The sequence below is a fragment of the Actinosynnema sp. NPDC059335 genome, assembly GCF_042752395.1.
GTDB lineage: Bacteria > Actinomycetota > Actinomycetes > Mycobacteriales > Pseudonocardiaceae > Actinosynnema.
This window is the reverse complement of sequence record NZ_JBHYXZ010000062.1, coordinates 1-13,013: the sequence shown is the minus strand read 5'-3', so window position 1 is coordinate 13,013 and position 13,013 is coordinate 1. Positions and strand designations below refer to the sequence as shown.

Here is a 13,013-nt window from a genome sequence, read left to right as displayed (position 1 = left end):
CGTCGCGTTGTCCGCCCGTCTTAACAGCCCCCCGCGACACCGGTCGGGGCGGGGGGACGATCGTCCCTTAGGGGTACCCCACCATTGGTCCCCGCGATGCCGGGACTTCGTGCTCATTCCGGGTGACGAGTGACCGGAATGGCCTAAGGGATGTCGATTTCCGGTGTCTTTGCGCTGCTAGCATCCGCACGTCAAAGCAGTGCGAATGCCGCGGCGTCGTCCTGGGTGTCGGGGCGCGGGGTTCGCGGCAACGCATTCCGCACAGGAGGCTCCCGATGGCCGATTTCGCCGCTCCGGTCCGCCCGGCCCCGGTCCGCACCGCGGTCAACCTGTTCTACGCCGGCCTCGCGGCCACCGTCCTGGCGGTGCTCGTCGTGATCGTCGACCAGGCCGGCCCGGACGGCCTGGGCGCGAACTTCCGCAGCGCCTATTCCTCCTACAGCGCCGAGAAGCTCGCCGAGGTCAAGGGCATCACCCTGACCTACCTCTTCACGCTCGGGGTGCTGAGCGCGCTGGTCTACCTGGCCCTCATCCGGGCGGTCCGGAAGGGCAAGGGGTGGGCGCGCATCGCGGCGATCGTGGTCTTCGCCGTCGGCACCGCCCTCGGCTTCTACCACTTCGGTGAGAATTTCCCCGTCCTGGTGACCCTCAGCGGGATCCTCGTCGGCGTCGTCGGCCTGGTCGCCGCGGTGGCGTTGTGGACGCCCGCCGCGTCGGCGTACTTCTCTCGCAAAACCGCGCACTAGTCCACCGCGCCGCGAATCGACGCGGTTTCCGGGGCGGCCCCTCCGCGGGTCGCCCCTTTTTCATGCGTGAACACCGGGATTCTGCGCAGTGTGGAATAGGGCGGTACGCCGGTCGGGCGGTGTCGCCGGTGTCGCCCGTAATGCGGGTGCGGATTTCATGCCCGCCCACTACGGGGCGGTCTTGATGGCGTGCTGCGCCCGCCGCTACAGTCGGTCCACCTTCGTGAACGTCTGCCCGATGCCGGCTGCATCCGCCGGGACGATGTCCGTCTTATTCGTCGGAAAATCCGACTGTGGGGTGTGAGGCTGTTGTCCATCTTCGCGCACTCGTCCGACGTGACAGGTCGGGGAAATCTCGTCGATCATTTCCGGGCTTACTTCGCGGAACGTCCGGAGGAGCGCACCTACCGATTCCTGGTGGACGGCGAGGGTGAACCCCTCGGTCTCACGAACGCCGAGTTCGACGCGCGCGTCCGCGCCATCGCCGCGACGCTGCGCGCCCGGGTGCCGGCCGGTGACCGGGCGCTGATCGTGTGCCCGGCGGGCCTGGACTACGTCGCCTCGTTCTTCGCCTGCCTCTACGCGCAGGTGATCGCGGTGCCGGTGTACCCGCCCAACCCCTCGCTGCTGCAGCGCACCCTGCCCCGCCTGCTGGCCGTCATCGACGACGCCCGCCCCAGCGTGGTCCTCGCCCCCGGCTCGATCACCGCCATGTCGGAGAGCTTCGCCGAGCACGCGCCCCGCCTGCGCGACCTCATCTGGCTCACCGTGGACGACGTCGACCCCGCCGCCGCGCAGGAGTGGCGCCGTCCCGACATCGCCGCCGACGACCTGGCATTCCTGCAGTACACCTCGGGCTCGACCAGCAGTCCCAAGGGCGTGATGGTCGGCCACGACAACCTCAGGCACAACATCGACCGGATCAACCGGGAGATCTTCGGCACCGGACCGGGCGACCACATGGTGACGTGGCTGCCGCCCTACCACGACATGGGCCTCATCGCCGGCCTGCTGGCCCCGGCGCACGCCGGCTACCCGGTGACCTTCATGTCGCCGTTCTCCTTCCTCAAGCGGCCGCTGCGCTGGCTGCAGGCGATCGCGGCGAACCGCGCGACCATCAGCGGCGGCCCCAACTTCGCCTACGAGCTGTGCCTGACCAAGATCACCGAACAGGAGCGCGCCGAGCTGGACCTGAGCACGTGGCGGATCGCCTTCTCCGGCGCCGAGCCGGTGCGGCTGGAGACCCTCGACCGCTTCGCCGGGACCTTCGCCGAGTCCAGCTTCGACGGCGCGGCGCTGATGCCCGCCTACGGCCTCGCCGAGGGGACGCTGGCGGTGTCCGCCGGTGGTTGGAAGGGCCGGCTGCTGTGGCGCCACGCCGAGGCCGAGGCGTTGACGCGCAACGAGGTGGTCGACGCGAGGCCGGGGGCGGAGGCGCGCACGGTGGTCGGGTGCGGCGTGTCCATCAGCGGCCAGCGGATCGCCGTGGTCGACCCGGCGACCCGGCGCGAGCTGCCCGCCGAGCGCGTGGGCGAGATCTGGGTCGCGGGACCCAGCGTCGCCAAGGGCTATTGGGAGCGCCCACGGGACACGGAGGAGACCTTCGCCGCGCGGCTCGACGACACCGGCGAGGGACCGTTCCTGCGCACCGGCGACCTCGGTTTCCTCGACGGCGGCAACCTCTACGTGACCGGGCGCATCAAGGACGTGCTCATCGTCGACGGCCGCAACCACTACCCGCAGGACATCGAGCGCACCGTCGAGCTCAGCGACCCCGTGGCACTGCGCCCCGGCTGCGGGGTGGCCGGCTCCGTCACCGTCGACGGCCGTGAGCGGGTCGTCGTCGTGCAGGAGCTGGCGCGCCACCCCGCCTCGCTGGACCTGGACGCCGTCATGGCGGCCATCCGGGTGGCCGTGGCCGAGGAGCACGGCCTGGGCGTGGACGAGATCGTGCTGGTGGGCAAGGGGAAGGTGCCCAAGACCTCCAGCGGGAAGCTCCAGCGCTCGGCCTGCCTGGCCCTGTTCCGGGCGGGTGGGCTGGACGCCGCCGCCACGTGGAGCGCCACACCCGCCGCGCGGCCGGCGCCCGCCGTGCCGGTGGTGGGGCCGGACCAGGTCGAGGCGCGGTTGCGCGCGGAGCTGTCCGCGGCGCTGGGCGTGCCCGCCGCCGAGCTGGACCGCGACCGGCCGCTGGCGGGGTTCGGGCTGCGCTCGGTGGAGATGGTGTCGCTGGTCGGCGGCTTGGAGCGGTGGCTCGGGCGCACGCTGCCGGCGACGCTGATGTGGGAGTACCCGACCATCGCCCGACTGGCGTCCCACCTGGGTGCGCCGGGGGTGTCGGCGACCGGCCCGGTGGACGACCCGGCGGGCTCCGCCCGGCCCGAGGCACCTTCGACGATCGGGCCGGTCGAGTTCACGCACCCGGACCTCACGCACCCGGACCTCACGCCCACGGACCCCGCGGACGTCGCGGACCGCCCGGCGAACCCGGCCCGGGACGGGGTCGATGTCGCGCATACCGAGGCCGCGCACACCCGGGCCGCACGCGCCGGGGCCACGCGCACTGGGCTCGCGTCTGCCGGGGCCGCGTCTGCCGGGGCCGTGCCCGCTGGGTTCGAGCCTGCCGGGGCCGCGCCCGCTGGGTTCGAGCCTGCCGGGGCCGTGCCTGCCGAGGCGGGGCACACAGGAACCGCGCACATCGAGGCCGCGCCCGCCGAGGCCGGGCGCACTGGGCTCGCGCCCGCCGATGGCGCGCCTGCCGGGGCCGCGCCCGCCGATGTCGCCGCCCGCCCGGCGGACCCGGTGCGGGAGCAGGCCGGCGGCGGCGCGGGAGACACGCCGGCCGAGCCGATCGCCGTCATCGGCATCGGCTGCCGCTTCCCCGGCGCGGACGGCCCGGAGTCCTTCTGGCAGCTGCTCCGCGAGGGCCGCGACGCGGTCGGCACGGTGCCCGCGGACCGCCCGCGCGCCGAGGACTTCGGACCCGAAGGCGCCGTCACGCGCCACGGCGGCTTCCTGGCCGACGTGGACCGCTTCGACCCGCACTTCTTCGGCATCTCGCCGCAGGAGGCCGCGCGGATGGACCCGCAGCAGCGGTTGCTGGCCGAGGTGGCGTGGGAGGCGCTCGAGGACGCGGGGCTGCCCGCGTCCCGGCTCGCGGGCTCGCGGACCGGGGTGTTCGTCGGCATCTCCTCGTTCGACTACGCGACCTTCCAGCTCAATGACCTCGACGGCATCGACGCGCACACCGGCACCGGCAGCGCGCTCAGCATCGCCGCCAACCGGCTGTCCTACCTGTGGGACCTGCGGGGCCCGAGCATGGCCGTGGACACCGCGTGCTCCTCGTCGCTGGTCGCGGTGCTCCAGGCGTGCGCGAGCCTCGCCCGCGGCGACTCCGACCTGGCCCTGGCCGCGGGGGTGAACCTGGTGCTCTCGCCCGCGGGCGCGATCAACTTCGCGCAGGCGGGCGTGATGTCGCCCGGAGGTCGGTGCAAGCCGTTCGACGCCGCCGCCGACGGGTACGTGCGCGCCGAGGGCGCGGGGGTGGTCGTGCTCAAGCCGCTGCGCCGCGCGCTGGCGGACGGCGACCCCGTGCACGCGGTGGTGCGCGGCGGCGCGGTCAACCAGGACGGCCGCAGCAACGGGCTGATGGCGCCCAACCCGCACGCGCAGGAAGCGGTTCTGCGCGCGGCCTACGCCGCCGCCGGCGTGGCGCCCGGACGGGTGCACTACGCGGAGGCGCACGGCACCGGCACGCCACTGGGCGACCCGATCGAGGTCAAGGCGCTGGCCGCGGTGCTCGGCGAAGGCCGCCCCGCCGACCGGCCCTGCCTGATCGGCTCGATCAAGTCCAACGTCGGCCACATGGAGGCCGCCGCGGGCATCGGCGGGCTGATCAAGGCGGTGTTGATGGTGCGCCACCGGGAGGTGCCGCCGACCGTGCACTTCCGCGAGCCCAACCCGCACATCCCGTTCCACGAGCTGCCGCTGCGGGTCGCCGACGCGCTCGCGCCGTGGCCGGTGGCCGACGAGCCCGCGCTGGTCGGGGTCAGCTCCTTCGGCTTCGGCGGCACGAACGCGCACCTGGTGGTCGAGCAGGCCCCGGCGCGCGTCGGCGGCTCGACCCCGGACGGCCTGGCCCACCCCGTGGCCATCTCCGCGCGCACGGCGGACGCGCTGCGCGAACTGGCGGGCCGGTACGAGCGGCTGACCACCGGCGGCGGGGTCACCGTCCGGGACCTGTCGTTCTCCTCGACCGCGCGCCGCGACCACCACGAGCACCGCCTGGTCGTGGTGGGCGACTCGGCCGTCCGGCTGGGGGAGTCCCTGCGGGCCTTCGCCGCCGGCGAGGACGCACCCGGCCTGGCCGTGGGCACCCGCCGGTCGGCGCGGTCGGACAAGGCCGTGTTCGTCTTCTCCGGCCAGGGCAGCCGCTGGTGGCCGGTGGCGCCGGACCTGGCGGACTCCGAACCGGTGTTCCGGTCGGTGCTGCGGCGCTGCGACGCGCTGCTGCGCCGGCACGTCGACTGGTCGCTGCTGGAGCAGCTCGCCGCCGCCGACTCGCGCCTGCTCGACACCGATCGCGGCCAGCCCGCGCTGTGCGCGGTGCAGATCGCCCTGGCGGCGCTGTGGCGGTCGTGGGGCGTGGAGCCGGCCGCGGTGGTCGGCCACAGCGTCGGCGAGATCGCCGCCGCCCACGTGGCCGGTGCGCTGGGCCTGGAGGACGCGCTGCTGATCGCCCTGCACCGGGGGACGGCGCTGCGGGCGGCGGTGGGTCGGGGCCGGATGGCCGTGGTCGGGCTGCCGTGGGACCGCGTGCCGGAGGTGCTGGCGGGGCGCACCGCGTTGTGGGCCGCCGCCGGCAACAGCCCCGGCACCACGGTGCTGTCCGGCGGGACCGCCGAGGTGGAGCGGCTGGTGGCCGACCTGGCGGCCGACGGGGTGTTCGCCCGGCTGCTGGAGTCGGTGGAGTTCGCCTCGCACAGCCCCTTGGTGGAACCGGTCGCCACCGACCTGTGGGAGCGGCTGTCGGGACTGCGGCCCCGCGCGACCGCCGTGCCGATGATCTCGACCGTGACCGGCGAGCCGGTCGACGGCGCCCGGCTGGACGCCGGGTACTGGGCGGAGAACATCGTCCGGCCCGTGCTGTTCGACCGCGTGGTGACCGCGCTGGTGGAGTCCGGGCACGACGCGTTCGTGGAGATCTCCCCGCACCCGGTGCTCGGCGACGCGGTGCGCGAGCGGATCGAGGTCCAGCGGGCCGAGGCCGTCGTGGTCGCCTCGCTGCGCCGCGACCGCCCCTCCCGCGAGGCGCTGTTCACCGAGCTGGGCGCGCTCTACGCCGCCGGGTGGCCGCTGGACTGGACCCGCGTCGTCGGGACCGCCGGATCGGTGGTCGGGCTGCCGACCTACCCGTGGCAGCGGCAACCGCTGTGGCTGCCCGCCGGCCGCGCCCGCCGGTCGGGTCGCGCGGGCCACCCGCTGCTGGCGCACGAAGTGCGCTCGGCCGTGGCGCCCCGGGCCCTGCACTGGACCGCCCGGGTCGACCTCGACGGCTTCGGCTACCTCGACGACCACCGGGTCGACGGCACGGCCGTGCTGCCCGCCGCCGCGGTGCTCGACGCCGCCCTGACCGCCGCCCGTCGCGCCCTCGGCGACGGCACGGCCGTGATCGAGGACGTGCGCCTGTCGGCCGTGACGGTCGTGCCCGCCGCCGCGACCGACGACACCCTGCAACTCGTCCTGGTGCCCGAGGCGCCCGACACCGGCGTGTTCCGGCTGTTCACCCGCGACACCGCCGAGGAGGGCTGGACGGAGGCGGCCGACGGCCGCTACCGGCTGCCCGACCGCGGTGCGACGACGGCGACCGAGGACCTCGCCGCGGTCCGCTCCCGGTGCGCGACCCCGGTCGACGTGGCGGGCCACTACGCCGCCCTGCACGGCCGCGGGCTGGGGTACGGCCCGGCGTTCCAGGGCATCGCCGAGCTGTGGTCCGCCGACCGCGAGGCGCTGGCGCGGTTGGCGCAGCCGGTGGACCGCGACCCCTACACGGTGCACCCGGCGCTGCTGGACAGCTGCCTGCAGGTGCTCGGCGCCGCGCTCGCCGCGGGCGGCACCCACCTGCCGGTCGGCGTCGGCCGGTTCACCGTGAGCGGCGCCCCCGCGTGGGCGCGGGCCACGGCCGGCGTCGTGGACGGCGCCGACATCACCGGCTGCCGCGTCGAGCTGTTCGACGCCGGGGGGCGGCCGGTCGGCGTCGTGGAGGACATCGCGCTGCGCCGGCTCGGCGGCGGGCGCGACGCCGTGGACGAGTCGGTGCTGGTGCCGGTGTGGCGGGAGGCGGACGCCCCGGCGGCGCCGGCCGCCGCGCCCGGCCGGTGGCTGCTGCTGGCCGACCGCGACGGGACGTGCGCCGACCTGCGCTCCGGCATCCTGGCGGCCGGGGGTGCCGCGGTCACCGTCACGCCGGCCGCGGGCTTCCGCCGGGTCGACGCCACGCGTTACGAGATCGACCCGGACCGGGCCGAGGACGTCACCGCCCTGGTGGCCGAGGTCGGCGTCGTGGACGGCGTCGTGCACGCCTGGGCGCTGGACGCCGGGGCGGGCGACGAGGCGGGCGACGAGGCCGCGCGGCTGTGGACCGGCCCGACCGCGTCGGCACTGCACCTCGTGCGGGCGCTGGCCGCCGTGACCGCGCCGCCCCGCCTGGTGGTGCTCACCCGAGGCGCCCAGCGCGTGGCCGACGAGCCGGTGGCGGTGGCGCAGGCGGCGCTGTGGGGCCTGGCGCGGGTGGTCGAGTCGGAGCACGCCGAGCTGCGCCCCCTGATCGTCGACCTCGACCCCGCCGGCGGGGTGGAAGGGCTGTACGAGGAGGTGACGTCCACCGGAGCGGGCCAGCTCGCGCTGCGGGCGGGCCGGAGGTTCGCCCCGCGGCTCGCGCCGTTCGACCCGCGACCCGCCCGGGCCGAACGGGGTTGGCGCCACCGGCCGGCCGGAGGCGACCACCGGGTGATGGCCACCCGCCCCGGCCTGCTGGACAGCCTCGAACCCGTCCACTGCGACCCCCGCCCACCCGGACCGGGCGAGGTGCGGATCGCCGTGTCCGCCGCCGGGCTGAACTTCAACGACGTGCTCAAGGCGATGGGCGACTGCCCCGGCGTGCCCGCCGAGACGGTGCCGCTGGGCGCGGAGTGCGCGGGCACCGTCGTGGCGGTCGGCGAGGGCGTGACCACGCCGGCCGTCGGCGACGCCGTGGTGGCCGTCGCGCCGGCGAGCATGGCCACCACCGCCACCACCCGCGCCGAGCTGGTCGCGCCGCGACCGGCCGGGCTCGACGACGCCGAGGCCGCGGCCGTGCCGATCGCCTTCCTCACCGCCGTCTACGGCCTGGAGCACCTGGGCCGCCTGGCGCCCGGTGAGACCGTGCTGATCCACGCCGCGACCGGCGGCGTCGGCCTGGCGGCCCTCCAGGTCGCCCGGGCGGCGGGCGCGGAGGTGTTCGCCACGGCGGGCACCGAGGAGAAGCGCGAGCTGCTGCGCGGCATGGGCGTACCGCACGTCATGGACTCGCGTTCGCTGCGCTTCGCCGACGAGGTGCGCGAGCTGACCGGCGGGCGCGGCGTGGACGTGGTGCTCAACTCGCTGGCGGGGCAGGCCCTGGCGCGCAGCCTGGACCTCTTGGCGCCCGGCGGGCGGTTCGTGGAGATCGGCAAGCGCGACGTCTACGACAACAGCCACCTGGGGTTGGGCTCCCTCAAGCACAACCGGTCGCTGTTCGCGGTGGACCTGGAGCACTCCCTGGCCGAGCAGCCCGCGCTGGTCGCCCGGCTGCTCGACCGGATCTCCGCGGGCTTCGCGGCCGACGAGTTCCACGCGCTGCCGGTGACCGAGTTCCCGTACTCCCGCGCCGAGGACGCGTTCGGGCACATGGCGCGGGCGCGGCACATCGGCAAGGTCGTGCTGCGCCCCGACGAGCGGCCGCCGGCGCGGGTCGCGGTCCGGGCCGGCGGCACCGTCCGGCCCGACGCGACGTACCTGATCACCGGCGGCCTGGGCGCGCTCGGCCTGGAGACCGCCCGCCACCTGGTCGACCAGGGCGCGCGGCACCTGGTGCTGGCGGGCCGCGGCGGACCGGGGGACCGGGCGGAGTCGGTCGTCGGCGAGCTGCGCGAGCGCGGGGCCGACGTCCTGGTGCGCCGGGCCGACGTGTCCCGGGCCGAGGACGTGGCCGCGCTGCTGGCCGACCTGCCGGCGCCACTGGCCGGGGTCGTGCACGCGGCGGGCGTCCTGGACGACGGCGTGCTGCTGCGGCTGGACGCCGACCGCCTGCGGACCGTCGCCGAACCCAAGGCCGTCGCCGCGTGGCACCTGCACCGGGCCACCGCGGACCTGGACCTGGACTTCTTCGTGCTGTACTCGTCCGCCGCGGCGCTGCTGGGCTCGGCGGGCCAGGGCAACTACGCCGCGGCCAACGCCTTCCTCGACGGCCTGGCCCAGCACCGGGCCGCCCTCGGGCTGCCCGCGCTCAGCGTCGACTGGGGAGCCTGGTCGGGAGCGGGCCTGGCCGCCCGACCCGACCGGGGCGGCGCGCTGGAGGCCCGCGGCGTCAGGGGCATCACCCCGGCGCACGGCGTCGCCGCCCTGGACCGGCTGCTGCGGTCGGACCTGCCGCAGGCGTGCGTGCTGCCGCTCGATCGGGTCGCGGCGCGCGAGGCCGCCGACCGCGGCCTGCTGCCCCCGCTGCTGGCCCGGCTCGTCTCGGACGGCGCGCCGGCGACCGGCCGCCGGCCGCGCGGCGAGGTCCACGACCGGATGCTGGCGGTCGAACCGGGCCGCCGGCGGCACGCGATCCTGGCCCGGCACTGCCAGGAGGAGGCCGCGCGGGTGCTGCGCCTGGACCCGGACCTGGTGGACCGGTCCGCGCCGCTGAACGCCATGGGGTTCGACTCGCTGCTGTCGCTGGAGCTGCGCAAGCGGCTGGAGACCTCGCTGCGGGTCGAGCTGCCCGCCACCGTGACCTGGCGCTACCCGACCATCGACGCGCTGGTGCCGTTCCTGGCCGAGCGGATGGGGGTCGCCCTGGAGGCGCCGCCGGCGGACGCGGCGGCCGAGGACGACACCGACGGGCTGGACGACCTGTCGGTCCGCGAGTTGGAGGAACTCCTGCTGGCCACGGCCGAGCAGATCGACGAAGGACGGCACGCATGACAGCCCCGGAGGACACCGCCGCCACCCTCAGGCGCGCCTACACCACCATGCAGCGGCTGCGGCGCGACCTCGAAGCGCACGAGCGCGCCCGCACCGAGCCGATCGCCGTCGTCGGCCTGGGGTGCCGGTTCCCCGGTGGCGCGGTCGACGGCGACAGCTACTGGGACCTGCTGGCCTCGGGCACCGACGCGGTGCGGGAGATCCCGCCCGACCGGTGGGACGTCGACGCGTTCTTCAGCGCCGAGCCGAGGCCGGGCAAGGTGAGCACCCGCAGCGGCGGCTTCCTGGACCGGGTGGACGCGTTCGACCACGACTTCTTCGGGATCTCCCGGCGCGAGGCGCTGGCCATGGACCCGCAGCAGCGGCTCACCCTGGAGGTGGTGTGGGAGGCGCTGGAGGACTCCGGCCGCGCGCCGACCCGCCTGGCGGGCTCCCGCACCGGCGTGTTCATGGGCGTGTCCAGCTTCGACTACGCCACCGAGCACCTGCTCGACCCGGTCGACTTCTCCGCCCACGCGGGCACCGGGGTCGCGCACAGCGTCGTGACCGGCCGGGTGTCCTACACACTGGACCTGCGCGGGCCCAGCATGGCGATCGACACCGCGTGCTCCTCGGCGCTGGTGGCCGTGCACCAGGCGTGCCAGAGCCTGCGCCTGGGCGAGTCCGACCTCGCCGTGGCGGGCGGGGTCAACGTGGTGCTGTCCCCGCTGCCGAGCGTGTCGTTCTCGCAGTTCGGCCGCATGGTGTCGGTGGACGGCCGGTGCAAGGCGTTCGACGCCTCCGCCAACGGCTACGTGCGCAGCGAGGGCTGCGGCGCGGTCGTGCTCAAGCGGCTGTCCGACGCCGAGCGCGACGGCGACCGGGTCCTGGCGGTGATCCGCGGCGCGGCGGTGAACCAGGACGGTCGCAGCGCCGGCGTCACCGCGCCCAACGGCTCGGCGCAGCGCGAGGTGCTGCGCCAGGCGTTGGCCGCGGCCGGTGTCGGACCGGACGAGGTGACGTTCGTCGAGGCGCACGGCACCGGCACGCGGCTCGGCGACCCGATCGAGGTCGAGGCGCTGGCCGAGGTCTACGGCCGGCCGGCGGGCCCGCCGCTGCACCTGGGCTCGTCCAAGACCAACATCGGCCACGCCGAGGCCGCCGCGGGCATCGCCGGGCTGATCAAGGTGGTGCTGGCGCTGCACAAGGGTGCCATCCCGGGCAACGTCCACTTCCGCCGGCTCAACCCCAACATCTCCTTCGCGGGCACCACGTTCACCGTGCCGACCGCGTTGACCCCGTGGCCGGAGACGGGAGGCCCGCGCACCGCGGGCGTGAGCAGCTTCGGGTTCAGCGGCACCAACGCGCACGTGATCCTCCAGCAGGCGCCCGAACGGGCCGCGCCGGCCGAGGCCGACGACCGCAGGCCGCGGTCGGTGCTGGCGCTGTCGGCCAAGTCGCCGACCGCGCTGACGGCCCTGGCGGCCCGCTACCGCGACCGGTTCGCCACCGCCGCGGAACCGGTGGCCGACCTGTGCTACTCCGCCAACACCGGCCGGTCCGCCTTCGCCCACCGGCTGGCCGTCACCGGCGGCACGGCGGGCGAGGTCGCCGAGCGGCTGGCCGCGTTCGCCGAGGGCGTCGTGGCCGACGGGGTGGCCGTCGGCCGGGCCGGCTCGGCCGGCGAGGTGGTCTTCCTGTTCACCGGGCAGGGCGTGCAGCGGGTCGACATGGCCCGCGGCCTCTACGAGACGCAGCCGACCTTCCGCGCCGCGGTGGACGAGTGCGACGCGGTGTTGCGCCCGATGCTGGAGCGGCCGCTGCTGTCGGTGCTCTACCCCGACGGCGGCGACCGCGACCTGATCAACCGGACCGCCTACGCCCAGCCCGCGGTGTTCGCCGTCGAGTACGCCCTGGCCCGGCTGTGGCAGTCGTGGGGCGTGCGGCCGGCGGCGGTGCTGGGGCACAGCTTCGGCGAGTACGTGGCCGCCTGCGTCGCCGGCGCGATGAGCCTGGAGGACGGGCTGGCGCTGACCGTCGTCCGCTCCCGGCTGATGCAGACGCTGTCCGGGACCGGCGCCATGGCCTCCGTCGCGGCGCCCGAACTGGTCGTGGCCGAGGAGCTGGCCGCCCACCCGGGCCGGATCTCCGTCGCCGCGGTCAACGGCCCGACCGCCACCACGATCTCCGGTGACGGCGAGCTGGTCGACGCGGTGTGCGCGGCGTTCACCGCGCGCGGCATCCGCGCCAAGCGCCTGCACATCACCACCGCCTCGCACTCGCCGCTGGTGGAGCCGATCCTGGACGAGCTGCGCGCGGCGGCGGAACGGATCACCTTCAGCCCGCCGGTGATCCCGCTGGTGTCCAACGTGACCGGCGAGCTGTGGCCGTGGGACCAGGCGCCCGACGCCGACTACTGGTGCCGCCACGCCCGGCAGCCCGTCCGGTTCGCCACCGGTGTGGCCACCCTGCGCGCCCTGGGTCACCGGGCGTTCGTCGAGGTCGGCCCGACCGCGACCCTGCTGGGGCTGGTCAACGACATGCTGCCCGCCGAGGACGAGGCCGTGCTGGTGCCGAGCCTGCGGCCGGGTCGGGACGACTGGCAGAGCCTGCTGGCGGGCGTGGCGCTGCTGCACACCCGCGGCGGCGACATCGACTGGGCGGGGTTCGACGCCGACTACACCCGGACCAGGGTGCCCGTGCCCACCTACGCCTTCGACCCGACGCCGAGCCGGCGACCGCCCCGCCGGCGCGGCGGCCCGGTCCCCGCGGCCGAGGAACGGGCGGACGGTTCGGAGGAGTTCGCCGACGAGGCCCTGCCGCACCGCCTGGTGTGGCGGCGGTCGACCGCGCCCGCGGTCGCGGACGGCGTCCGGCGCGCGTGGCTGGTGCTGGCCGACGCGGGCGGCGTGGGTGACGCCGTCGCCGCCCACGCGGCACGGCGGGGCGAGCGCAGCGTGGTCGTGGTGGCGGGGGAGCGGTACCGCCACGACGGCGACCGCGCCACCGTCCGCCGCGACCACCCCGCCGACCGCACCCCCCGGCGGGGCGGGGTCGCCGTGGGCGACGGCGAATTTTCGG

3 protein-coding genes are annotated in these 13,013 nt (G+C 75.8%); all 3 read left to right on the top strand.

From position 1 onward, the window contains the following. Window positions 1-275 precede the first annotated feature (275 nt). Window positions 276-746, top strand: a complete 471-nt coding sequence (locus ACFXGA_RS20400) for a hypothetical protein (RefSeq protein WP_378090105.1) — start codon at window positions 276-278, stop codon at window positions 744-746. A gap of 417 nt (window positions 747-1,163) precedes the next feature. Beyond that, window positions 1,164-9,953, top strand: a complete 8,790-nt coding sequence (locus ACFXGA_RS20395; RefSeq protein WP_378090103.1) for an SDR family NAD(P)-dependent oxidoreductase — start codon at window positions 1,164-1,166, stop codon at window positions 9,951-9,953. Next, window positions 9,950-13,013: type I polyketide synthase (locus ACFXGA_RS20390; protein ID WP_378090101.1), on the top strand; the 3,064-nt coding region annotated here is incomplete at its 3' end. The genes ACFXGA_RS20395 and ACFXGA_RS20390, both read left to right, overlap by 4 nt.

What these genes read in the sequence shown, in the direction of transcription:
- ACFXGA_RS20400 (WP_378090105.1), top strand. Translation starts at nt 276, where the DNA reads ATGGCCGATTTCGCCGCTCCGGTCCGCCCGGCCCCGGTCCGCACCGCG.